The organism is Photobacterium andalusiense (genome assembly GCF_900185625.1).
Classification (GTDB): domain Bacteria; phylum Pseudomonadota; class Gammaproteobacteria; order Enterobacterales; family Vibrionaceae; genus Photobacterium; species Photobacterium aquimaris.
Map to the genome: position 1 here is coordinate 379,510 of NZ_FYAJ01000004.1, position 24,408 is coordinate 403,917.

Annotated in this window: 23 protein-coding genes and 4 tRNA genes; 19 read left to right on the plus strand and 8 right to left on the minus strand. The window is 36.9% G+C overall.

Annotated elements, in window-relative coordinates; all coding sequences use genetic code 11:
• Positions 1-96: 96 nt before the first annotated feature.
• Entirely contained in the window at positions 97-588 is a 492-nt protein-coding gene (locus PAND9192_RS12570; RefSeq protein WP_087854090.1) for a hypothetical protein, read from the plus strand.
• Positions 589-685: 97 nt separating this feature from the next.
• Positions 686-1,819 (plus strand): endonuclease/exonuclease/phosphatase family protein, encoded by a 1,134-nt coding sequence (locus tag PAND9192_RS12575; RefSeq protein ID WP_306341512.1) that lies wholly within the window; start codon positions 686-688, stop codon positions 1,817-1,819.
• A gap of 45 nt (positions 1,820-1,864) precedes the next feature.
• Here the strand turns inward: PAND9192_RS12575 and PAND9192_RS12580 are convergent, their stop codons facing one another.
• Entirely contained in the window at positions 1,865-2,320 is a 456-nt protein-coding gene (locus PAND9192_RS12580) for a DUF2541 family protein (RefSeq protein WP_087854091.1), read from the minus strand.
• A 156-nt stretch (positions 2,321-2,476) separates the two neighbouring features.
• A complete protein-coding gene (amrA, locus tag PAND9192_RS12585; protein ID WP_087854092.1) occupies positions 2,477-3,097 on the minus strand; it encodes an AmmeMemoRadiSam system protein A in 621 nt (206 codons plus the stop codon).
• 387 nt (positions 3,098-3,484) lie between these two features.
• Between amrA and PAND9192_RS12590 the strand changes: the two genes are divergently transcribed.
• The 3 genes from PAND9192_RS12590 (at position 3,485) to PAND9192_RS12600 (ending at position 6,226) form a co-directional block, all read left to right on the plus strand.
• The gene (locus PAND9192_RS12590; RefSeq protein ID WP_087854093.1) at positions 3,485-3,802 is read left to right on the plus strand and encodes a glutaredoxin domain-containing protein; all 318 of its coding nucleotides are present in this window, start codon (positions 3,485-3,487) and stop codon (positions 3,800-3,802) included.
• Between the two features lie 65 nt (positions 3,803-3,867).
• Positions 3,868-4,074, plus strand: a complete 207-nt coding sequence (locus tag PAND9192_RS12595; protein ID WP_087854094.1) for a hypothetical protein — start codon at positions 3,868-3,870, stop codon at positions 4,072-4,074.
• Between the two features lie 577 nt (positions 4,075-4,651).
• Entirely contained in the window at positions 4,652-6,226 is a 1,575-nt protein-coding gene (locus tag PAND9192_RS12600) for a BCCT family transporter (RefSeq protein WP_087854095.1), read from the plus strand.
• 97 nt (positions 6,227-6,323) lie between these two features.
• Here PAND9192_RS12600 and PAND9192_RS12605 read toward each other — a convergent pair whose 3' ends face one another.
• Together PAND9192_RS12605 and PAND9192_RS12610 are read right to left on the minus strand one after the other, a co-directional pair.
• Entirely contained in the window at positions 6,324-7,073 is a 750-nt protein-coding gene (locus tag PAND9192_RS12605) for a 3'-5' exonuclease (protein WP_087854096.1), read from the minus strand.
• 15 nt (positions 7,074-7,088) lie between these two features.
• Positions 7,089-8,966 (minus strand): DUF294 nucleotidyltransferase-like domain-containing protein, encoded by a 1,878-nt coding sequence (locus PAND9192_RS12610; RefSeq protein WP_087854097.1) that lies wholly within the window; start codon positions 8,964-8,966, stop codon positions 7,089-7,091.
• Positions 8,967-9,427: 461 nt separating this feature from the next.
• Here PAND9192_RS12610 and PAND9192_RS12615 point away from each other — a divergent pair, with 461 nt between their 5' ends.
• The 5 genes from PAND9192_RS12615 (at position 9,428) to PAND9192_RS12635 (ending at position 11,112) form a co-directional block, all read left to right on the plus strand.
• Positions 9,428-10,351: a PfkB family carbohydrate kinase gene (locus tag PAND9192_RS12615; RefSeq protein WP_087854098.1), complete on the plus strand. Its 924-nt coding sequence runs from the start codon at positions 9,428-9,430 to the stop codon at positions 10,349-10,351.
• Positions 10,352-10,501: 150 nt separating this feature from the next.
• A tRNA-Cys gene (locus tag PAND9192_RS12620) sits at positions 10,502-10,575 on the plus strand.
• Positions 10,576-10,586: 11 nt separating this feature from the next.
• Positions 10,587-10,662, plus strand: a tRNA-Gly gene (locus PAND9192_RS12625).
• A gap of 173 nt (positions 10,663-10,835) precedes the next feature.
• Positions 10,836-10,922, plus strand: a tRNA-Leu gene (locus tag PAND9192_RS12630).
• Between the two features lie 103 nt (positions 10,923-11,025).
• Positions 11,026-11,112, plus strand: a tRNA-Leu gene (locus PAND9192_RS12635).
• Between the two features lie 99 nt (positions 11,113-11,211).
• Here the strand turns inward: PAND9192_RS12635 and PAND9192_RS12640 are convergent.
• On the minus strand, positions 11,212-11,391 hold the full coding sequence (locus PAND9192_RS12640) for a DUF3012 domain-containing protein (protein ID WP_087854099.1): 180 nt from the start codon (positions 11,389-11,391) through the stop codon (positions 11,212-11,214).
• Between the two features lie 156 nt (positions 11,392-11,547).
• On the opposite strand from PAND9192_RS12640, the gene PAND9192_RS12645 reads away from it, so the two are divergent.
• Genes PAND9192_RS12645 through PAND9192_RS12665 form a run of 5 tightly spaced genes read left to right on the plus strand, consistent with a single transcriptional unit; the run spans position 11,548 to position 14,822 of the window.
• On the plus strand, positions 11,548-12,315 hold the full coding sequence (locus PAND9192_RS12645; protein ID WP_087854100.1) for a 5-oxoprolinase subunit PxpA: 768 nt from the start codon (positions 11,548-11,550) through the stop codon (positions 12,313-12,315).
• Position 12,316: 1 nt separating this feature from the next.
• Positions 12,317-13,015 (plus strand): 5-oxoprolinase subunit PxpB, encoded by a 699-nt coding sequence (pxpB, locus tag PAND9192_RS12650; protein ID WP_087854101.1) that lies wholly within the window; start codon positions 12,317-12,319, stop codon positions 13,013-13,015.
• On the plus strand, positions 12,994-13,932 hold the full coding sequence (locus PAND9192_RS12655) for a 5-oxoprolinase subunit C family protein (protein ID WP_087854102.1): 939 nt from the start codon (positions 12,994-12,996) through the stop codon (positions 13,930-13,932). Before pxpB ends, PAND9192_RS12655 begins: the two co-directional genes overlap by 22 nt.
• A 45-nt stretch (positions 13,933-13,977) precedes the next feature.
• Positions 13,978-14,550: a gamma-glutamylcyclotransferase family protein gene (locus tag PAND9192_RS12660; RefSeq protein ID WP_087854103.1), complete on the plus strand. Its 573-nt coding sequence runs from the start codon at positions 13,978-13,980 to the stop codon at positions 14,548-14,550.
• A gap of 20 nt (positions 14,551-14,570) precedes the next feature.
• Complete coding sequence (locus PAND9192_RS12665; protein WP_087854104.1) at positions 14,571-14,822, plus strand: hypothetical protein; 252 nt, start codon at positions 14,571-14,573, stop codon at positions 14,820-14,822.
• A 49-nt stretch (positions 14,823-14,871) separates the two neighbouring features.
• On the opposite strand, the gene PAND9192_RS12670 is transcribed toward PAND9192_RS12665, so the two are convergent.
• Positions 14,872-15,660, minus strand: coding sequence for a DUF3108 domain-containing protein (locus PAND9192_RS12670; RefSeq protein WP_087854105.1), 789 nt, complete (start codon positions 15,658-15,660; stop codon positions 14,872-14,874).
• A gap of 365 nt (positions 15,661-16,025) precedes the next feature.
• Here PAND9192_RS12670 and PAND9192_RS12675 point away from each other — a divergent pair, with 365 nt between their 5' ends.
• Positions 16,026-16,244, plus strand: a complete 219-nt coding sequence (locus PAND9192_RS12675; RefSeq protein ID WP_087854106.1) for a hypothetical protein — start codon at positions 16,026-16,028, stop codon at positions 16,242-16,244.
• A gap of 164 nt (positions 16,245-16,408) precedes the next feature.
• Entirely contained in the window at positions 16,409-16,882 is a 474-nt protein-coding gene (locus PAND9192_RS12680; RefSeq protein WP_087854107.1) for a DUF2947 domain-containing protein, read from the plus strand.
• A gap of 46 nt (positions 16,883-16,928) precedes the next feature.
• Here the strand turns inward: PAND9192_RS12680 and PAND9192_RS12685 are convergent, their stop codons facing one another.
• Together PAND9192_RS12685 and PAND9192_RS12690 are read right to left on the minus strand one after the other, a co-directional pair.
• Positions 16,929-18,206: a GGDEF domain-containing protein gene (locus tag PAND9192_RS12685; RefSeq protein ID WP_159458242.1), complete on the minus strand. Its 1,278-nt coding sequence runs from the start codon at positions 18,204-18,206 to the stop codon at positions 16,929-16,931.
• Between the two features lie 219 nt (positions 18,207-18,425).
• Positions 18,426-19,262 (minus strand): pirin family protein, encoded by an 837-nt coding sequence (locus PAND9192_RS12690; RefSeq protein ID WP_087854109.1) that lies wholly within the window; start codon positions 19,260-19,262, stop codon positions 18,426-18,428.
• A gap of 290 nt (positions 19,263-19,552) precedes the next feature.
• On the opposite strand from PAND9192_RS12690, the gene PAND9192_RS12695 reads away from it, so the two are divergent.
• Both PAND9192_RS12695 and ydiJ read left to right on the plus strand, forming a co-directional pair.
• Positions 19,553-21,001: an NAD-dependent succinate-semialdehyde dehydrogenase gene (locus PAND9192_RS12695; protein WP_087854110.1), complete on the plus strand. Its 1,449-nt coding sequence runs from the start codon at positions 19,553-19,555 to the stop codon at positions 20,999-21,001.
• A gap of 218 nt (positions 21,002-21,219) precedes the next feature.
• On the plus strand, positions 21,220-24,279 hold the full coding sequence (ydiJ, locus tag PAND9192_RS12700) for a D-2-hydroxyglutarate dehydrogenase YdiJ (protein WP_087854111.1): 3,060 nt from the start codon (positions 21,220-21,222) through the stop codon (positions 24,277-24,279).
• Positions 24,280-24,408 lie beyond the last annotated feature (129 nt).

Genomic DNA, 24,408 nt, shown 5'->3' on the forward strand with positions numbered 1-24,408 from the left:
CTACATTTAGCTTGTATTGAGCTTTTTGTTATTAATAAATACTATCAAATTCATAGATACAAGTGATTAATATGATATTCCTAACAGGGAGTGTATATGTGGGCGACGTTAGATTTTGAAGCATCAGGATTATCCGAATTTTCTTATCCAATAGAAGTAGGATATTCACTGCCTAATGGTACCGATAATAGTTTATTGATTAACCCTTTATCTGCTAGTGATGAATGGGTGTATTGGGATGCTTTTTCTGAGTCACATATTCATAAAATCCCCCGTTCAGAATTAGAAACTAATGGTAAACAAGTAGTTGATGTTTGCCGACACCTCAATGCGGTACTTGGGCAATATGAGTTGGTTTTTTGCGACAGTGAATGGGACTTATTTTGGTTAGGTCGGTTATATCATGCTGCACATATGCGACCTTCATTTATGCTGACAGAGATCTGTTGTTGGTTAAAGCAACAGAATGGTATTGAGCGTGTACATTTTCAATTAGCACTTGAGCGGCAAGGTCCAGTGCGGCATCGAGCAAGTCATGATGCCAAACAAATTCGTTTGGCATTAAATGCATTAGTCGGTAATCGTTAGGCTTATTAGAGTAATCATTGGTGTGTTTGTTATTGGTTGAATAGACAATGGCTATTACAATATGTGCAATGAAAGTATAAGTATATGAGAATGTTAAGTGAAACCTGCATCTAATTGTCAGCCATCTCTTCGTGTTGCAATGTTTAATATTTCGATGTCTGATACAGAACCTGAAAAAATATTAGCGTTAACTACAGGCTTTAATAATCCGCGGTTACGACGTTTAGCTGCCATTATTCAGCATGCTGCACCTGATGTGATATTACTGTGTGAGTTTGATCATCTTGGGGAGGGGGGTGATGATGGAGCTTTGGCTAATTTCTGTGATAATTATTTATCTATAGGCCAATATGATCAACATCCTATCGAATATCCATATCGCTTATGTCCTGCAACCAATACTGGATTGCTAACAGAGGTTGATTTAAATAATGACGGTGTCATTTCATTACCTGGAGATGGAATGGGGTTCGGCCATTTTCATGGTAATTTTGGATTTGTATTATTATCTAAGTATCCAATCCAAAATGAAAATATTCGCTCATGGCAACATATGTTGTGGAATAAAATACCTAATGCATTAATTCCCCGTGACTTTTACAGTAATGAAGCCATCGATATATTACGATTATCTTCTAAAAATCATCTTATTGTACCTATTGAATGTGATCAGCAAGTCATCAATCTTGTGTGTTGCCACCCAACGCCACCAGTATTTGATGGCCCTGAACGGCGTAATGCCAAACGTAATCATGATGAAATTCAATTAGTTTGCGATATTCTCGATAATGCAGATTATTTAGAAGATGATAACGGAAATGGTGGTGGTTTAAGTGATGAACAAGCATTTATTGTCTTAGGTGATCTTAATGCTGACGTGGTTGATGGCGATGGTTTAAAAGCGCCGATTAAACATTTGCTTAATCATACTCGTATTCATCAACAAGTAAGTCATGGGCCGTTAACACCTAAAAGCATTGGTGGTAGTGAATACCGACCATGGCAGCGACGTAAAGGAAGGAGTAATGAATGGACGCATTTAGGAGGTATGCGTTTAGATTATGTGTTGCCTTCAGCGAATCTAACCGTATTAAGTAGCGGTGTGTTCTGGCCTTCAAAAAGACACCCATTACGACAATTGATAGTTGATAATAAAGGTCGCGAGAAGCCAACAGCCAGCTCTGATCATCGTTTAGTATGGGTTGATATTGCATTAGGTTCGATTGTATAACCGCTTAATGTCAGCAACGAGTGACGTTATGCGTCAACATTGTTGCTAACTAAAGATGATTGGCTGTTGTTCTTTCCCCCAAACTTCAATGATAGCTTTGGGGGTAATGCCAACGATTGATAATTGTTTGTTACCAAGGCTATGAAAGTTGATTTCAATTGCAGTAATTTTGCTATCAGGATAATCAAGTAATTCTGGTGGGCTAGTGCTATTTTGTGTCATTAAGCCTTTTGTTCTAAATTGCTGAAATTCACCATTGTCATAATTGATTTTAATTTTATTAATATTAACAGTGCCTTGTGAGCAAGTAAGGCGAAGGTGGTTATAGAATTTTTTTGATGATGATCCATTGAGAATAACGTTATCGTTATCAGTGTGAAAATTAGCAGTTTGAGTGGTTAATTTAACCCAAACAGAGGGTTTGTTTGCTGTAAGTACACTACAGCTGTTTACACTCAATAATAATATCAGCATACAACAACAACGAAACAGAGTTTTCATTTGGGTTATCACTATATAAATGAAAGATTGAATAACCTTAGAGGTTGGATGTTGTTAACTATGTCATGAGTGAAAAGAAGCTATGTTATCTTGTCGACAAAACAGCGTTAGAGAACATGCTGTTTTGTCTGGATAAGGTTAATTATGGTATTAATATTAGAAATATTTACCACGGATTGTTTTGAAATTTTCTTTTAGTGCACAAGTGGTAAATGTTTTAATGACCATGGTGTCGGACCAATAATTAGTCGACCAACCGGCTTTTTGCTTGAGTAGCTGTATAAATTGCGGGGTTGATAACCCTCGACGCCATGCGCTAGGTAATACAACCGTCTGTACATGTTTATCTATTAATAACACGCCTTGTTTGTGATGAGATAAATATTCAAATAACTCTGCTTCGGTACTAAACGGCTGAATAACCAGTGGCGATAGAACTTCTACTTCAATACTTAAATCATCAAGTTGATCTTCAGCAAGAGGCATAAAACGGCGATCTTCATAGGCACTCGCAATCGCTTTATTGTGCATCTCTAAAATTAAAGGTCTTGTTGCAACGGTTGAGCCAATGCAACCTTGCAGTTGTCCGTTAACTTCTAAGGTTACAAAACATGCTGCTGGCTGCAACATTTTGCGGGTGTAGTGATTCAGTTTCGGTGCTGAGGTTGAAATAGCTTTATCTGAAAAATGGCCTCGAATAGCATCACGGGCAATATCCAGTAGCTGCGTAAGTTCACCTTTATTGTATGTTTGATATGTGACAGCTGAAATATCCACCAGTGCTCTCCTTTGGAATATTATAAAAAATCAATACATCCGTATATGAATAATGAAGTGTGTGTAAATAGTGATTTATAAAATGCTTATCAGTGATTGAGTTAGTGATAAAAAGCCTTTTAGTGGCAATAACTTATTTCACTGTCATGATTCATATTATCTATTTTTAATGATTATTCAATATCTGTTGAAGTAAAAATTGTTAACTTGTTTGTCAAACTTATGCAGTGTGTAATTTTTATATATTTGAGTGGGTAAACTGAATAAGATGGGTGATATTTGTACTTTTTTCACTGTTTTTTTAGATTGTGTTGTTGATAAAATTTACTAGTACTTGATATTGTTTTATCGTTAATGCCATTTTTGATCTAGAAGATAAATGAGTTTATGAGCACTGACCAAGGTTTGACAATAGAGCAGTTAATGGCATACCAAAATGTTGTTATCACACAACCTAATTGCCCTTATTGCGTAAAAGCAAAAGTATTACTTGATCAACAGGGTATCGAGTATTCAACATTAGTATTGGGACAACAGTTAACCAAAACAGTGATGGTTGATTTTATTCATCAATTTGCCAATGTTAATGTAAGAACTGTACCACAGATTATTTTAGCGGGTCATTATATTGGCGGTCATGATGATTTAGTCGCATATCTTGAGCGTCAAATAGATAATAATGATTTTGATGATTTTGAATTATAAAATCATCATGGTATTAATAAAAAGGGTGAACAGCCCTTTTTATGGTTAACGCAAGAGATCAAAACATGAAATTAGATTTTTCGCAATTGAATAAGCAAACCAAGAAATCATTTAGCGATCAGCACGCTGTGATTAAAAAAGTTATGCAAGGTAAAGTTGTTGCTTGTGAACATTGCCTACAACCATTAATGCTTATTACACCAGAACAGAGCGATCAACCTGGTATTGGTTGTTCAAAAGGGTGTACTTTTATCTCTCTTGAGTTTAATTAACCGATTCTAGTATTGTTATTTGACTATTTTTTGGTGCTGTTTTGTATGAAATATCACCAATTTAATTTTAATTTCTGCAAACTTAATAATTAATTATACGTCATTTCTACGGTTTTCTTATCTTGCTAATAGTTTTTACTCACGATTAAAATACATCGATAAATAAAAACTAATTCAGTCTTATAATATGATAAATAAGCGTAACAATTGTTTGTCTATATATTGTAAATATTATTGATTGTCTTATTTTTCAATATTATCGCTAATCTATTGATTAAACGTCATAAAAATAATTTTAATTTGTTATCGTTGCATATAAAAAACAGTTAAAAATTTAAAATGAACTAAAGTTGTATCAATGATTGATTAGAGTACAAATAAAGATACGATTATGGTCATTAAAACTAATCAATAACAGCGAATATATTTAGATTTAGAAATAGTGAATATAGCCTATATTGCTGTTTTTTCTCTATGTTGACAGTTCTCGCCTATTAATGGTTATATAATGGCGCTTTGATTTTTGTTTACATGACTAAATATTATAGTTGAGGCGATACCTAACAGGATGTAATAAATGAGTAAACACGATAAATATAGTATAGATAATACAGATTACACTATTGGCCAAGATAATGTCCAAAAGTGGGGTTTTGATGTGCATAATGCCGTTTTTGGTGTGAGTGCTGGACTTATAATCATTTTTTTAGTGGCGATTTTAATTTCAGATCCAGCAACCGCAAAAGCAGCATTAGACGGCGTTAAAGGAGCGATTGTTAATCAGTTTGCTTCTTTATTTATATGGGCAGGTAATTTCTTTGTCCTTTTTTGTTTAGCATTAATTGTTTCACCTTATGGTCGTATCCGTATTGGTGGACAAAAAGCAAAAGCAGACCATTCAACATTGTCATGGTTATCGATGCTTTTCGCTGCTGGTATGGGTATCGGCTTAATGTTCTGGAGTGTTGCTGAGCCTGCCGCTTACTTTACGGGCTGGGGTGGTTCAACACCGTTAAATGTAACTCCTGGTACGCCAGAAGCATTTAAAGTTGCGATGGGCGCAACTATGTACCATTGGGGTTTACACCCATGGTCCATTTATGCTGTTGTTGGTTTGTCTATGGCATTTTTCTGCTATAACAAAGGGTTGCCGCTTTCTATTCGTTCTGTATTTTACCCTATTTTAGGTGACCGTACATGGGGTTGGCCTGGTCATGTTATTGATATTCTTGCTGTTTTAGCAACACTGTTTGGTTTGGCTACTTCATTGGGTTTAGGTGCTCAGCAAGCAGCAAGTGGTATTAATCATGTATTTGGAATGCATGGTGGCCTAGGCTTACAAATAACAATAATTGTTGTAGTGACTATGGCCGCTATTTATTCAGTGGTTAAAGGTATTGATTCTGGGGTTAAATTACTCAGTAACATTAATATGTTAGTCGCGGTTGTATTACTTGTTTTTGTTGCTTTGGTTGGTTTTTCTGTTTCTATGGATACCTTACCAAAAACAATTATGGGTTATATTGAAAACTTTATTCCATTAAGTGACCCTTATAATCGTCCTGATGAAAAGTGGATGCATGCTTGGACAATTGTTTATTGGGCGTGGTGGATTTCATGGTCACCATTTGTTGGTTCGTTTATTGCTCGTATCTCAAAAGGCCGTACCGTTCGTGAATTCTTAATTGCGGTTATTATTACACCGACCGTGGTTACTTCAGTATGGATGTCTGTCTTTGGTGGTCAAGCAATTCACCAAATTATGGATCATATTGGTACATTAGGAGCGAAGGGTATTACTGAAGTACCACTAGCAATGTTCCAGATGTATGATGCATTACCATTTGGTAGTATTTTATCGTTTATCTCTGTTATTCTGATTTTAGTGTTCTTTGTAACCTCATCAGATTCAGGTTCATTGGTTATCGATAGTATTACTGCTGGTGGTAAAATTGATGCTCCAATTCCACAACGTGTTTTCTGGGCGTCAATTGAAGGTTTAATTGCAATTGCACTATTATGGGTTGGTGGCACGCAAGCAATTCAAGCATTGCAAGCTGGTACGATTTCAACCGCATTACCGTTTACGTTTATTTTAATTATTATGTGTATTAGCTTGCTAATGGGCTTTAGAACTGAGCGTTATAAATAACCTCAGTGAATTAATAATAAATGTGACGTAATAAAAAACAGCCTTCAGAGAATATCTAAAGGCTGTTTTTTTTACATCGTTTATAGACGGTCGATTCTTACTCCCACAGCTTACTAATTGGAGTATCAGGACTAAAATGGTAAGCAATTTGCGCTTGAAGTAATTCAGCCGTTGCTAAAGAATCGGTTAACGCGTGATGAGGTTGATAAGCTGGTAGGCCATAACGAGAACGGCATTTACCTAATCGTACCGAGCCTGGACGTTTGCCTTTTAATTTATTCCACCACCCACCAAATTGATGTTGTTGGATAGTAGCTTCAATTGCTAGGGTATCAACAACGGGAAATTGAATCCCTTCACCTAAGCGAATTTTTAACGCCCGATCCATAAATTGACGCTCAATATTTTTATAGTGCACCACAACAACTTTTCCTGCGAGTGCATCTAATACCGCTTCAAGAATACGGCGTAAATCTGGTGCCTGTTGAACATCAGAGTGGGTAATACCGTGAATAACGACCGAATCCTCTTCTAATTTCACCTTAGGTTTTACCACCCAATGTTGTGACTGACGGCAATAAATTCGATGTAGATCAAACGGCACTAATCCAATACTAACGATATCGTCAATATTTGAATTTAGCCCTGTTGTTTCAAAGTCGAGAGCAACAAATGGCACTTCGCTTAGCGGCGTATCTTCACTAATAATACCAGTCTGATAATAAGACTTTATACGGCTATCTTGTGCTTCTTGTGCTAATCGTTGAAAACGTAAATGCCAATCTGGAGTGGCGATATTACGTATAAAGTGCGCAGAAGCTGAGTTTTTTGATCCATGATGAAACATTAATGGCTCTTTTTATTAGCGTGCTGACTGATAACGAAATTTGACAAAGTTTTGTGCTTTACTCAAAATTTGGAAAGCATCTTTGAGGTTACGACGTTCAAAATCAGACATGTTTTCAGGCTCTATACTGTTATCAGGCTCGATCCCAGCTTCAATATCAAGTGCTTGGTGACGAATACGCACGAGTGAAATATATTCCATCGCATCACGTAAATCTTGTGCTCGACCTGGCGGTAAAATACCGCTATCAATGATGTCATCAAGGCGTTCTAGTGAGTTTTGTGAACGAGAACCAACAGCAAGGGCATGTACACGAATCAAATCTGCTAAAGGTGCAGTACCGCGGCGTTTAAGGTTGATTGAGTTGTTATGACGGCCGTCTTTTTCCATCACAAAATCTTTGAAAAAACCAAGCGGCGGAGTGCGATTTAATGCATTACGTGCTAAACAAGATAAGAAGCGAGGACTATTACGTGCTCGTCGAACAATAAAACCATTGAGCTGTTTTGCCCATTTAGTTTTACCCCACACACCACCAAGGTCAAAAAATATTGAGCTATTAAGTAATGCGACAGGTTTAGGATTATCAATCCAATCGGCGAAGCAATCTTCCCATTGCTGACGTGTTTTTCGCCACTCTGGATTGGTCGCCATAATGTCACCAGTACAGTAGGTATAACCACATTCAGCAAGCCCATCACAGACAAACTTTGATAGTTTTTCAAAGTAAGCATTATGCTTATCATGATTGAAGTTGTTATCAAGAATAATGGCATTATCTTGGTCGGTAACAATCAATTGTTCGTCACGAGCCATTGATCCTAAAGCAAGGAAACAGTAGGGTACAGGAGGAGGGCCATACTCTTCTTCTGCAAGCTCTAGTAACCGTTGCTTAAAGCTTCGTCCGATTTCAGCCATTGCGCTACCAATCATATGCGAGTTGGCATCTTCATTGACCATCCGTACAAAACAGTCTTTAACTTGGGCTGAGAGTACCGTTAATTCTTCGACTGATTGTTGCTGATAGATACTACTTACCAGTAATAAACTGTTTTGAGATTCATAGCGAACGATGTCAGAGACACTAATGATGCCAACCGGATGCTTATTTCGCATCACGGGAAGGTGATGGATGTTATAACGCAACATCGTCAACATAGCTTCAAAGACATAGGCATTATGATCAAGTGTGATTGGTTCTGCTGACATAACTGTTGATACAGGATTAGACGTTGACACCCCTTGTGCAAGCACACGGGTACATAAATCACGATCGGTAATAATACCCACAATTAAGTCGTTATCATCATCGTCATCAACGATAGTTTCATCACTGATTAACAACGCAGATATGCCTTCTTCAGCCATTGTTTGAGCGGCGACTTGAATGGTCGCATTTTGATCAAGGATCACCGCGTCACGGGTTAATAATGTACGAACTTTAGATGTGGTTAAATCGTTTTCATCATTTTGACGTGATACGGCATGGCGGAGTCGAGAACCATCATCAACTTCGACAAAATCCGCAAAACTATCGAAATCGTCACAAAGTTTGGTAAAGAGGCTATTTGGAATACAGTAGAGAAGGGTATCTTCTAAAGCTTTCGCTGGCATTCTAACGCGATTATTCATCAATAATCCCATTTGGCCAAAAATATCGCCCTCATCTAAGCGGTTATAGAGCTCCCCTTTGCGGCGATAAACTTCGACTGCGCCGCTTCGAATAAGAAATAAGTCATTGATACTATCACCTAAGTTTAAAATCATGCTGTCTGCACGGTGATAGGCTACTTCAATTTCGATAGCTAATTCATTCAGTTGTTCTTCTGGTAGCAAATCGAAGGGTGGATACTGGCTGATAAAATTAAGTATTTCTATTTGTTCTGCTTCCATATCTCAGTCCATATCAATAAAAAACAGGAGCAAGGCTCCGCAGATAATAATTAGAGGGCGATAGATATTACATCGTCATAAAGCGTTATTACTTGTGAAATTGTAACCTATGCTGGTGCTTAAATCATATATAGTTCATTGTTAACAATTACAGCTGTAACCGTTAAATATATATCGATCCGCTCAATGCATAGGTGATTTTTGATGTTATTCGTCAATGTGTCTCATTGTTTTGAGTGATCTGTATCATAAATACTGACTGTATTTTTTAGCATGAAATAGCGCAAACATACTAATTTATAGGTATGTTTTATTTTTCCGTTTTAAATGAAACTTAACGCTAAAATAAGTTGAAATCTAGAATATTGTAAGGATAGAGATAAAGCAGAATGTATTACGCTTTTAATTAGTCAGTTTCAATATACGTATTGTCATCTACCGCTATCCATAGCGAGGAAGATATGAAGATTGTATTTTTGGGCGAAGCATTAGTTGAGCTAAACCATTCACCTCGACACCAAACATATGGCGGTAATGTCGTTAATCGAGCTTTATATTTGGCTCGTTTGGGCGGCTCTCGTGCCATTGATGTTAGTTATGCAACCTGTATTGGCATTGAAAAAATCTCGATGAAAATGATGCAGCGTTGGCAACAAGAAAATATAGATACTAGCTTAGTCAAATGTTTAGCAACTAAATATCCTAATTTATGTTTTATTGAAACCGATAGCCATGGTCAACGACGTTATCATTATTGGAATAAAGATAATGCGATGCGATATTATTTTTCTTATGGCCCAGCATTATTAAATCATGCCTTAATGAATCATGATTATGGCGCGATTTATATCAGCGGCAGTAGTATTGCTGCATTAACGGATGACGATAAAACTTTATTGTTGTCGTTATTGGAGATACATAAACAAAGAGGTGGTAAAGTTTATTTAGATAATAATTTTCGGAATGATTTATGGTCAACAAGACAAGCTCAATATTGGTACGGAAAAATCTTTCCTTATGTCGATATTGCCTTTATTGATTTAAATGATGAAATGCGAATTTGGGGAAGTTCACGCTATTTAACTCAGCGCTATATTAAATGGGGTTGCCGTGAGGTTGTCTTTAAGCAAACCAAGAAAAATGGATGTACGGTATGTAGTTTAGTGATCAGTTCAAACTCACTATTACGTGTCGCAAGCATCAAGTTGGCCGTTAAAAATGACGATGATATTGCAGATAATGCCTTTGTGGCAGGATATCTTGCTGAGCGAATGAATAAACACACCATTGCACAGTCGCTATTATTAGCGCAAAAGCTGAGCCATCGAGTAACAACTTGTTCAGCTGCAATTATTCCTTCTGATTCAATGCGTGACATTATGTAGTTTATTGTATGGCATGTAATCGGAACGACTTGTTTTGTATGCAAAATAATCAAACGAACATAAAATCAAAAAATGCTGTTGACTCAACCCCAGCAATCCGTACAATGCATCCCATACCTCGAGACATCAGCGTCTCTGGTTAGGAAATATGGCGCGTTGGCAGAGTGGCTATGCAGCGGATTGCAAATCCGTGTACCTCGGTTCGACTCCGGGACGCGCCTCCATACTTCCTCTTGCGACACTAGCTCAGCTGGTAGAGCGCAACCTTGCCAAGGTTGAGGTCACGAGTTCGAACCTCGTGTGTCGCTCCAAATTTTAAAATATTGACGATGTCAGTATTTAGTAGCACAAGAGATAACTCAATAATATTGAGATTATGCCTGAGTTTACAAGATCGGGAACCCTGAGTGTTACACTAAATTAAAAAATATTGCTAAATAGCGATATTTATAGATGGTGTCTTACCCATCGCAAGAAATTGCGTGCCCTGGTGGTGGAATTGGTAGACACAAGGGATTTAAAATCCCTCGGCGTTCGCGCTGTGCCGGTTCAAGTCCGGCCCGGGGCACCATCTTTTATCTACGTTAAGTAGGTAAGGAAATATAAAAAATTAAAAGATATGGCTAAATTGCGATATCTACAGATGGTGTCTTACCCATCGCAAGAAATTGCGTGCCCTGGTGGTGGAATTGGTAGACACAAGGGATTTAAAATCCCTCGGCGTTCGCGCTGTGCCGGTTCAAGTCCGGCCCGGGGCACCATCCTTTAAAAAAGCTCATCATTTGATGAGCTTTTTTTTCGTCTAAAGGTTAGCAAAATTATCATTATTATATTAATAGTGACTAAGTCGTGTACTCGCTTTATTTTTTATCGTCACTTAAGCGAATAATACAGTTTTTGGTAAACTCAACCGCTTCATTCGCCGTCCATTCTCCTTTGGCTTTTTCTTTCAGTTGCTGGCACCACTTCTCGCTACCAACCGTTGGTGAGCACGCTGATAATAAAAATACAGCACTGAGCAAAATTAAAATTGTCTTCATTGGCATCCTTTCTTGGGAGTGATATCACATGGTGTCATTATTTGATCACGATTATAGCTAAGGTAATTTAAATCATCATGTTAGCTATTTAATACTACACTCAGTTAGGAATAACGGCATAATATTTATAGAATGTTGTTAGCGCTAGGAGGGCGAATGAAATTAAATTGTGATATGGGTGAAAGTTTTGGTGTATGGAAGAAAGGCAATGATAGTGATGTTATGGCTTCAATTTCAATGGCAAACATTGCTTGTGGTTTTCATGCGGCAGATCCAGACACAATGGCAGAAACGATCCGCTTGGCCAATCACCATGGGGTTATATTAGGCGCACATCCTAGTTATGATGACAAATTAGGTTTCGGTCGGCGTCATATTGCGCATTCTTTACCTACTATTGCACATTTAATTAGCTATCAAATTGGCGCATTGGAAAGTTTATGTCAGTTACAAAATTCAACACTGCATTATGTAAAACCACATGGTGCGCTCTATCACGATATGATGATGGATGAACAGATCTTCACTGTTATAATTAAAACACTCAATAAACTTAACCACTATCGCCAACAACCTCTCGCCTTAATGATACTGTCGCGTAAAGATAATCAGCATTATAAAACTATTGCGTATGATAATAATGTAAGTCTTATATTTGAGGCTTTTGCTGATCGTACCTATTTAGCATCAGGGATGCTGATGCCTCGTGACCAACCTAATGCCATTTTAAGTACCCCCGCTGAAATTCAACAACAAATGCAACAACTGTTACAGGGAAAAGTGCAAACGCTCACTGGTGATTGGTTATTATTGGAAGTCGATTCAGTATGTGTGCATGGTGATAATCCGACAGCTATTCAATCAGTAAAAACATTAGCTGAACTGATTGTTGCCGCTAATCATTGTGGTGATGATAGGGAGTAATATGAAAATAACTCCAATCTCAGAAGGTACACTAATGGTAGAGTTCAGTGCTGTGATAAGTGCTGAAACGACCCAATCTATTGCTGATTTTGTCACGTATTTTGAGCAGCAATATAGTGTACTTATTGTTGAAATTGTGCCGTCATACACCAAAGTAATGCTGCAATATAAGCTGAGTCAATGCGATTTTAATCAATTACAGCATATCTGTTTGAACTGGTTTCAAGAGTATAATCTTAACCGACGGCGAACCCCTGCAAAAGTGCACCAATTAGCGATTTATTATCACCCTGAAGTTGGTCCTGATTTACTGTCTTTAGCAATGTCGCGGCAGCTAAGTATTGAGGCTGTTATTGAATTGCATAGTCGTCAAACATACGATATTGGTGCGATAGGTTTTGCACCAGGTTTTGCATTTTTATCAAGCGTTGACGAGGCGATTGCGGTTCCGCGACACTTGACTCCTCGACCATGTGTTCCAGCTGGTAGTGTTGGTATTGCTGATCAGCAAACGGCAGTTTATCCTCAAAATAGTCCTGGCGGTTGGCATATTATTGGCAATTGTCCACAATCGGTATTTGAGGCTACATCTTATCCACAATCCTGTTTTACTGTTGGCGATAAAGTAAAATTCAATGCAATTGATCGCGCGACATTCTTAGCACTTGGAGGTGTGATATGTCCCGTTTGGCCATCATAAATCCAGGCATATTATTATTAATACAAGATCTAGGTCGTTATGGTGGTGCTCAACAAGGTGTCACACAAGGTGGTGCAATGGATTTACATGCTTTTTGTTGGGCTAATTATCTTTTATCTAACGATAGTAACGCAGCACAATTAGAATTAACTGTGGGTTTAGCATGCTTTGAGGCATTGGATGACTGCCAATGTGCATTAACTGGTGCCAATATGGCGGCAACAATTGATGGTCAGCCTATAGCGCCATGGCAATCTTTTCTACTTAAAAAAGGCCAAATACTGCAATTTGGAGCTGCTAAATATGGCTTACGTGCTTATCTTGCAATTCGAGGTGGTTTTAAGATACCTAAAGTATTAGGCAGTGCAGCAACTGTTATGCGAGAGCAATTAGGTGGATTAGACCATGGCCAACCATTAGCGAGTAATACGGTGCTTGATGGTTATAACGTCCCGTTATTGAGCCGATATTCTACTGTGCCAACTGAGTATATTCCTGATTATAGTGCTGATGTGGTGTTATATGTTATTGAAGGCTATCAGGCGGAATGCTTTACACATCAGCAAAAAAAACGATTTTATCGGCAGCATTATCAAGTTACTTCAGCCTCAGATCGTATGGGATGTCGGTTAGAGGGGGAAAAAATAGCGGGAGTAGCAATGGAATTAATTTCTCAACCTATTGCAACAGGGGCGATTCAGATCCCTCCTGATGGGTTACCTATTATTCTATTAAATGATCGTCAGACTCTAGGGGGATACCCTATTTTAGGTTGTATTACTCGAATGGATATATTGCGTCTCGCTCAAGTTAAGCCTAATGATAAGATTCAATTTAAAGCGATTGATGCTCAGTTGCTAATAGATTATCAGCAACGATGGATGGATTTTTGCCGTTTTTTTACATTACCTTTTTAGAAAATGGTAGGCTAAATAAGTTATATAATAATAAGAGGGAGCATTATGTATATTTTTGGCTATGGAAGTTTGATCAACGCAGACTCACGCCAACGAACAGGTAACACCGGTGAGGCTATTCCTGTCGTTGTTGAAGGACTACAACGGTATTGGGGGAAAATAGCGGGCAGTTATCCTATTTCACCATTAGTTGTTATTCCACAGCAAGGGCAATGTAATGGTGTATTAGTTGAAGTTGATGCTATTGCATTAGCGGAGTTTGATAAGCGTGAGCATGGTTACCAGCGAATAGAAATAGAACGGAATAAAATCACTGGTGTCGGTAAGTCGACTTTAGAGGTTACAGGGCCGGTATGGGTTTATGTTAATGATGATTTTTGTTCTCCATGCCATCAAAAACCTATAATTCAAAGCTATGTTGATACTGTTTTAGCTGGATGTTTAGCTATTTCTCCGCAATTTGCCGAGCAATTTATGTCAACGACAAAAGGTTGGCAGCATGCTTATGAAAATGATCGCCATCAACCTAAATATGGAAATTTGGCACATGTTTTTGAGCAAGAGAAGGACATTATTGATCAATTAGTCCAATCTGCAATTATTCAATCTCATCAATAGTTATAAAAATAAGCATTGTAATGGCTAAGCCTAATAAGAAAGGACCGACTAAAACGGTTGATGTAATATGTTGTCGCTGTAAAACGCTGTTATTTAAATATCGCAAAGGCGGTAAAGGTGCGTTGGTGAAATGTTTTAAAGAAAGGATCAGTAGAGATTTTACTCAACAAGCGTGCATTTGCCCTGAATGCCAAACCGTATTTGCGCGTGAAGTCTTAGTCAGAGGAACGCCTGCGTATAAAATTATTGGTGGTAAAGCGATAGCAAAATGAGACGACCATCAAACAGTCATCTAATCGTGACTGTTTAATGGCCTTGAGACTATTTAAGAATGATAGGTTGTGGGCAATGTATTTGCTTGCTGATTAAAACCGCTTTTAAATCTAATAACTTACGCTTATAAGTAGCCCGAACCAATTGGTAATCAATTGACGGTGCAAACCAGAGTGACAGTTGGCGATCACTTTTCTTTATTTGGTCAACACGGATGGTTTTTAGATCACCAAAATTGGTTGCTATTGTTTCTTCTCCGACAACTTTGAAGTAATAATGACTAGTGTCATCGCTATTTTGTAAAATAAAGTCAAAGTTTTTCTTTCCTTGCATAATATCTAATCGCATCTGGACGCCAATCGTATCACCATCAAGTATTGGTAATAAAGTCTCACTGAATTGATGTGTCTTACCGTCTTCTGTTACTGTTGATTGCGCACCATTATTAGTAAACGTTGCAGATACTTTACCGGCCAGTAAGCCTTTTATATTACGTTCAAACGAATCGGTAACAAAGCTTTGACGTTGCTGAGACCAATGCAGTTTTGAGTGTTGGTTTAATTTTGCTTTAGTAATTAAAACACTAACTGTGCTGTTGGTGTAAACATTTGCATGTGTACCATCCCAAACTAAATTACGTTCGTAATCGCCGATATGATGTCCCTCAAAAAATACTTTATATCTTAAGGTCTTATTACATTGGTTGTTTTGATTAGGTAATAATTGAGTAACTGGTTTATCTATAGAAGAGGGAGCCGCTAATGTGTTTGCGTTAGCATTAACGATAGAGCTAAATATACTCACCAAAGAAAAAGTAATAATAGGCAATAAACGCACAAACACTCCTGGAACAATGAAAAATAACGATGTTAATAATGAATATTAATAGTCTAGCAGATGTACCATAAAATTAACGCTGTTAATTACGCTACAATTCTGAAATATCGTGTAAATAATTGCCAAATTATTAAAAAAATATTTTTTTTTAAGTCATTATAATCAGTTAGTTAAACTTATCTTATCAATAATATATTTTACAATTAATGTTTGTAAATCATAAGTTATTGTTTTTAAATGGATAGCGGTAAATATCTGTAACGTAAATATGTGACAATTTAAAGACTGTTATTTGACGAAATCTATAGATAAGCCTATTTTTATTTAGTCGTTATTTATGTATCTCATTGTAAGAGGAGTCGAAGATGAAAAAGATGAACTCGTCATATCGTTTACAGATTATTAAAGAAATTGCCCAAAAAAGGCAAATGCACTCTACCGATGATCCGATGGCGAGGCATATATCTGAACTTCTTGAGTGTCATAATGATACACCAATAAGAACGACACCTACGTTTTTAGATAACCATTACGATGATAATATTGGTGGTTGGGTTAGTGATCTATGGCAACCGAATAAGTAAGCCAATAGTAGTATAAAATGGTATGAGTGTTTTACTAAGATACGATCTAATTCGTATCTTTTTTATGAGTGTTAAGCCTGATAGATAAAAATTATTAGTCAGAGACTGGAACAAATATCAGCACTGATGTACATTGCGTGGTGTTTATTTTTTTAGGCTGACAAATGAATTATACCGAATTTGATAGTTACGTACGTAAATGGATTTTCACTCATGCTTCAATGCCTGTTGCTGAAGCTGATTTAGTACAAATAAAACCATTTACTCAAGCTCGTTCGGCGCAATTATGGTGTGAACACGTGAGTAACCAAAGTTCTGATGCTGATCATTTTGAAAAAGGTGATTGGGCATTTGATAAAAAAATTTGGTCAGAAGCGATAGATTGGCAACAAGCTTGGGATAGTGATGAACCTGAGTTACCTGCTGAGTTGTTGGCAGATATAAAGTGGGAAGATAATACCACTATTTTCTTCTGTTATGAAAAATATAATATTATTGAAACGAAATGGGGTGTATTTAAACGTAATTGGAAGAATTTCTTGTTCTTTGATGACGGTCCATTATTACTTGGTCGTAAACAGAAGCAAGTGGTTTGGTTTCAATCAAATGGTACATTCCAATTAGCAACTCGCCCATAAGTTATTTTATTATGCCGTATAAATCTCTATTTATACGGCATTTTTATCAAAATGAATTACATTCTACAATTCTACCTTTTCCCGTCATTTTTGCTTTATACATAGCAATGTCTGCTTGAGATAAAATATCATCTATTGTTTGGTGCTGTTTGGGGTGAGCGTAATAACAACCAAGACTAGCACTAATTGCTATTTTTTGGTTATTAATGATAATTGGTTGCTGTAATATGTTGAGTATACGCTCACATGTTTGAATGACATCTGTTTGTGTTGTTACTGGATTAATTATTGCGATAAATTCATCACCAGATAGGCGTGCAACCATATCGGTTTTTTTTACCGAGTTACGCAATTTGTAGGCTGTTATTTTTAGTACTTTGTCACCCATTTGATGGCCATAGTTGTCATTTATTTTTTTAAAGTTATCTAGATCAATAAAAACAACAGCAAACTTATGACATTCTGTTCGTTGTTTATTAAGTTCATCGTTTAAGCGGTTCGTAAGCGCGACTCTGTTTGGCAACTCCGTTAATGAGTCATGATGATTAATATAAACAAGACGATCAATTTCTTTTATTGTTGTCAAATCTGTTGCAATAATAGAATACTGTATATGATTGTTTTTTTTATCAATAAATTTGTTTATTTTTACATATAGAGGAATGTTTTTTTTGTTGATTAGATGTTGAATAGTAAATTCACCCTGCCAGTTATGGCAACTATTAAGCTCATGTGTAAGAGAAGCTTTAATATTTTTGTATGCAATTTTGTTAATGAAGTTTATTAAAGGTTGGTGAAGAAGATTTTCATATTTGACACCAATTAATTTGCAGAAGGTTGGATTCACACGAGTGATAATACCATTATTATCAATGATAATAATTATATCTTGGCTATTATTAAAAATACTTGAGGTTAATTGTTTGTGAGACATTATTGCTTGTTTTTCTTTTGTTAGCATAGATAGTTCTAAATCAACCTGAAAATCTTTTTTATTGATCTCATCTATCATAATGGTACAGTATTTAAATGTGTCAGTTATATTATTTTCGTGAATGTTTTTGTTGTTAAATATATTTGTTTTTTCATTTATTTCTTTATTTAATTTCTTTAATGGGTTTATGAACCATTTATTAATCATATTTATAAAACTAAATAAAATAAAAAGTAGCGTAAATACGAATAGAATATTTATTTTAGTGCGATGATTGTGAATTACATTTAATGTATCTTCATCAAAAAACCTAAAGAACACAAGTAGTTGAAATGTAATAAAAATAAATGAAAGTAGTACGGTTATTTGAAAGGCGATTTTTTTATACATTGAATAATTCGAAAAAAAATTTTTTATGGATAACATGAGAAATACCTTTGACATTAATTGTAATAGTGTAATAACAACACTAGCCATAATGTTTATTACACATTAATGATTTATTTTTAGTATAAGTATGAAGGGATAATATCATGCTATTAAATTTATTGTTTGTATTAAACTTATAAGTATTCCTTATTGATATTTCTGTCATTACGTTTCATGTTTTTAATTTGACGATTTAATCTTTGAAATTAATTTAGATATTGTTGTTTCACTTTTATTGAGATTATTTTTATTTGAGTGAAAAGAATGTTGATTTGTGATCATTTTTTGCTTTAGTGGTACAGCACAAGCAATGAAAAATCGCGAACTTTGATTGGTCGTTGTAATTGTGATCGGGTTTGGGGATGATTCAAATAAACCCATCTGTAATGGTGTGAGTTTATTATTTGCGCTGTAAGAAATACCGGATTTTAAGTAAATAAAGCTAGAGAGATGTTGTTGTGGAGGAGTAAAACACCAAGAACTATAAGATGTCATAATAATGTCTAATAAAATAAGATTACAATGACATTTTACCGGACTGTGATGATGGTGATAGCTTCCTATTAATACTTTTGTTGCTGAGTGATTGTCTTCAATAACTGGTAATTGGTTCTTGGTGATTAATTGGCTTGAAGGTTGGCACATTTCAATATTATCAGCAGCAGGTAAGATGGTCCATAATTGAATTGATTCATTGGTTGATTGTAGCGGTAAGAGAGTAGATTTGTGAATAACGCCTTCACCACTGGTCATTACGTGAATATCACCGCTCTCAATAGTATGGTGCTGTGGAGTCGAATCATGATGAGATATAGTGCCTAGAAGTGGATAGCTGACCGCTTCTATTCCTGAGTGACCATGAAAGTTAAGGCTATGACGGGTATTGTTTTTTGATGTGAAGTGTTCCCATAAAACAAATGGATTTGTCGCAGGGAGATCTTGTTCATGGAGAAAAGAGGTCGTTGCCCCTGTTTTTATGCCATGACGAATATGGGTAAGCTGTCTACTTTTTTGCATAAGCAATTTATATCCACTTTAAATTACAGCAAAGTGATTGTTCAATTTAATCATTACGCTTATTGGTACTATTTAAAGCGTAGTTGTGATGATGGTTATTTGCAGCTGAATCGTATAGTTTTTGCTGTTTTTTTCTACATTATTTGCTTTATAACCTATCGTTCTAAGCAGTTATAGTGATAAGTGTGTAATATAATAAATTAATCAATTGGTTATATATTTCAATGGATCACTTTTGTAATCATCAGTTTTGAGTCTAATTCATTGTATAAATAAAGCAGGGTATAGTTATGACATTATCTTTAGGTGGATTGTTTAAGCAGCAAGCGTTTATTAATGGTGAGTGGATAAACGCTTATTCAGGAAAATCGACAGTTATCACTAACCCTGCCACAACTGACGTCATTGGCCATGTACCTTTAATGGGGGTGGAAGAAACTCGCACTGCGATAGAAGCTGCAGATAAAGCTTATCGTCAATGGTCAAAAACAACGGCTAAATATAAAGCGACAGTATTACGTCAGTGGTATGATCTCATCGTTGAGAATACGGCTGAGTTAGCGACAATTTTAACGTTAGAGCAAGGCAAGCCACTTAATGAGGCAAAAGGTGAAATTAGCTATGCTGCTAGCTTTATAGAATGGTATGCCGAAGAAGCTAAGCGCATGAACGGTGAAATAATTCCAAGTCATAAAATGGACGCACGTATTTTAGTGTCACGTCAACCTGTTGGTGTTGTGGCTGCTATTACGCCGTGGAATTTTCCTGCTGCAATGATTACTCGTAAATGTGCTCCAGCATTTGCAGCCGGTTGCGCTGTGGTATTAAAGCCTGCTCCTGATACTCCTTTTACGGCGCTTGCATTTGCAGCATTAGCACAACAAGCGGGTATTCCTGATGGCTTATTTAATGTTGTTATTGGGGATGCCGTTAAAATTGGTGCAGAATTAACCGGCAATAAAAAAGTCAGAAAGATATCTTTTACGGGCTCAACGGCTGTTGGTAAATTATTAATGGCACAAGCTGCAACGACGGTAAAAAAAGTGTCATTAGAGTTAGGTGGTAATGCGCCATTTATTATTTTTGATGATGCTGATATTGAGCGTGCTATTGATGGCATAATGATTGCGAAATTTCGAAATGCAGGTCAAACATGTGTATGTGCTAATCGTATTTATGTTCATAAGGCGATTTATGAACAATTTATTGAACGACTATATCAGCAAGTATCGTTATTAAAAGTTGGTAATGGCTTAGATGCTGGCGTAACAATTGGTCCATTAATCAATCGTGCTGCAGTTGAAAAGGTTGAGCGTCATATTCATGATGCGATGTTAAAAGGCGCAAGTTTAGTTTTAGGCTCTCAACAAGTATCGAGTGATTGTTTTATTCAACCAACGATTATTCGTGATGTACGCGATGATATGCTGGTGGCAATAGAGGAAACCTTTGGACCATTAGCCGCTATTTTTAGTTTTAGTGATGATCAAGAAGTTATTGATCGCGCTAATAATACCGATTCAGGTTTGGCTGCTTATATTTATACCCAATCACTCTCGCGCGCATTTACGGTAAGCGAAGCTTTAGAATATGGCATGGTGGGTGTTAATGAAGGACTTATTTCAACAGAACTCGCCCCGTTTGGTGGTGTTAAAGAATCGGGATTAGGTCGAGAAGGGGCTCACCAAGGTTTAGAAGAATATACCGAGATGAAATATACCCTCATGGGCGGTATTTAACGGTAATAATCGTCGGTGTTCAGTAGGCTAATTTTAATTGGGTGCTGAACACCAAGATATTAATGTAGAAATGGTTTTGTTTATTTTCTAGGTAGAGTAAAGTGAAATAATATACTTTTAACATTTTGTTAAAATGAGTAATTATAATAGTAAGCCCAGTTGTCGTAGGACGCGGCTGCGCATGATTGCGTAACGACTGGAGAGGGAGAGTTGAAATAATGTTACCTGCATTAACCTATCAAAGCAGTATTGATAATGCTGTACTGTCGTATTTAACTGCATTATCAAATGCAGGCTTTCAAGGTGATATTGAAAAGAGCTATGCAAGCCGTTTGGCAATGGCTACGGACAATAGCATCTATCAACAATTACCCCAAGCGGTAGTATTACCGCGTGATATTAATGACTTAATATTAGTTGGGGAGTTAGGTAATCGTGAAGAATTTCAAAGTGTTACATTTTCCCCTCGTGGTGGCGGTACAGGTACTAATGGTCAATCACTGACCTCTGGTATCGTGGTTGATCTCTCGCGCTACTTCAATAAAATACTAGAAATAAACATAGCAGAAGGCTGGGTTAGAGTTCAAAGTGGCGTGATCAAAGATCAACTTAATGATGCTCTACGTGAGCATGGCTATTTTTTCTCACCCGATCTTTCAACCAGTAATCGTGCCACAATTGGCGGTATGATAAATACTGATGCATCTGGCCAAGGATCGCTTAAATATGGCAAAACCTCTGATCATGTTTTAGCACTGACCGCGGTATTGGTTGATGGCTCAATACTTAATACTGAGCCATTGAGCTCAGTACAACTAGAGGCCTTAGAACAGGGTTCACTGGTTAATAATGCCTTGCAAACAACTGCTCAAATTTGTCGAGATAAGCGTCAACAAATACTGGATAAATTTCCTCAACTTAACCGCTTTCTAACCGGCTATGATTTAAAAAATGTTTATGATGAACAATTACAATCTTTTGATATTGCACGGTTATTATGTGGTGCAGAAGGCTCATTAGCATTTATCGCAGAAGCGAAGTTGAATATCACTCCGATCCCTAAATCTCGTACTCTTGTTAATATTAAATACGATAGTTTTGATTCAGCATTACGTAATGCACCAATGATGGTAGCAGCGCATGCGCTATCTGTTGAAACAATAGATTCTAAGGTCTTAAATTTAGCTAAAGAAGATATAGTTTGGAATACGGTTGAGGATCTATTAATAGATGTACCAGGCAAAACCATGTTAGGCATTAATATGGTTGAATTTGCCAGTAATAATATTGCAGACAATCAACAACAAGTTACCGCACTTTGTCAGCGACTTGATCAATTGATTGCGGATCAACAAGCAGGAATTATTGGCTATCAAGTTTGCGATGATCTCGCTGGCATTCAAAAAATTTATACTATGCGTAAAAAAGCAGTAGGTTTATTGGGGGCAGCCAAAGGCTCTCAAAAACCGATTGCATTTGCAGAAGACACCTGTGTACCACCTGAAAATCTGGCTGATTTTATTGCTGAGTTTAGGCAATTATTAGACGATAAATCACTTAATTATGGCATGTTTGGTCATGTAGATGCTGGTGTATTACATGTACGGCCCGCGTTAGATATGTGTGATCCTCAGCAAGAACTATTAATGAAACAAGTGTCTGATCAAGTGGTTACATTAGTCGCTAAATATGGCGGCTTAATGTGGGGTGAGCATGGTAAGGGTTTCCGCTCTGAGTATGGTCCTGAGTTTTTTGGCGAAGAATTATTTACGGAGTTACGTCGTATTAAAGCTGCGTTTGACCCGCATAATCGTATGAATCCTGGCAAAATTTGTACACCACTTGGTAATGACAGTAAATTAGTCAAAGTCGATAGCGTGAAACGTGGTTTTTATGATCGCCAAATAGCCATTTCCACTCGCGATAGTTTTAAACAAGCTATGGAATGTAATGGTAATGGTTTATGTTTTAATTACGATACTAGTTCACCAATGTGTCCATCGATGAAGATTACTGCAGATCGTCGTCACTCACCGAAAGGTCGTGCTGGGTTGGTGCGTGAATGGTTAAGGCAATTAGCTGAGCAAGGTATTAATGCAGATGAGTTAGAACAACAACTATTAACAACATCACCAACAGTAAAGCAACTTATTGAGCGGTTGAAAAATACTTATGGTGCTAATCGTCATCATTATGATTTTTCACATGAAGTGATGGAGGCAATGAATGGCTGTTTAGCGTGTAAAGCGTGTGCCAGTCAATGTCCGATTAAAGTCGATGTACCTAGCTTCCGTTCACGATTTATGAATATCTATTACAGCCGTTATCAGCGCCCAGCGAAAGATTATTTAGTCGCTTATGTTGAAAATGTTTTACCGTTAATGGTGAAAGCACCGATGATCGTTAATAGTCTTATTCGTCCACAATGGTCGAAAAAGCTGACAGTAAAAACCATTGGCTATGTTGATATGCCGTTATTATCAGTACCAACATTAGCAGAAAGTCTTGATGGTCATCATGCATTATGTTTTGACATGCAATGGCTGCAAGCGTTATCTGATCAAGAACGGCAAAACTATGTGTTGATTGTTCAGGATCCATTTACCAGTTTTTATGATGCTCAAGTTGTACGTGATTTTATTCATTTAATAGAAAAGTTAGGTAAAAAACCAATATTGTTGCCATTTAAGCCCAATGGTAAAGCACAACATGTTAAAGGTTTTTTAAAAGCTTTTGCAAAAACCGCAACCTCAACTGCCGACTTTTTAAATCAATTAGCAGTATTGAATATTCCAATGGTGGGAGTCGACCCTGCGTTGGTATTGTGCTACCGCGATGAGTATCAAGAAGTATTGCAACAACGGCGCGGGAAATTTACTGTGTATACCGTACATGAATGGCTGTTACCGCTTCTAAAAGAGATACCTCAAAAAGCACCATTGAATGATACGCCATGGTATTTATTTGCTCATTGTACCGAAAAAACTAAAATGCCAAATGCCGAAAAGCAGTGGGGGGCTATATTTAGCCATTTTGGGGGGGTAATGGAATCGGTCCCTGTTGGTTGTTGTGGTATGGCGGGCACCTTTGGCCATGAGGTGGATAAACTTGAGGCATCTAAAAAGGTCTATAATTTGAGTTGGAAAGCAAATATTGAACAGTATGATCCTGCGCGTTGTATGGCTACTGGATACTCATGTCGCAGCCAAGTTAAACGTCTAGAGCATATCCAATTTAAACATCCGCTACAGGCTTTATTGACATTGATGAATAAATAACAGGATATAGTTAACGATTAACGATTAACGATTAACGATTAACGATTAACGATTGTCTTGTATTTAAAATATGTTGGCAATAAAAAGCGAGCTTATAACTAAGCTCGCTTTTTTATTTGTAGCATTGAT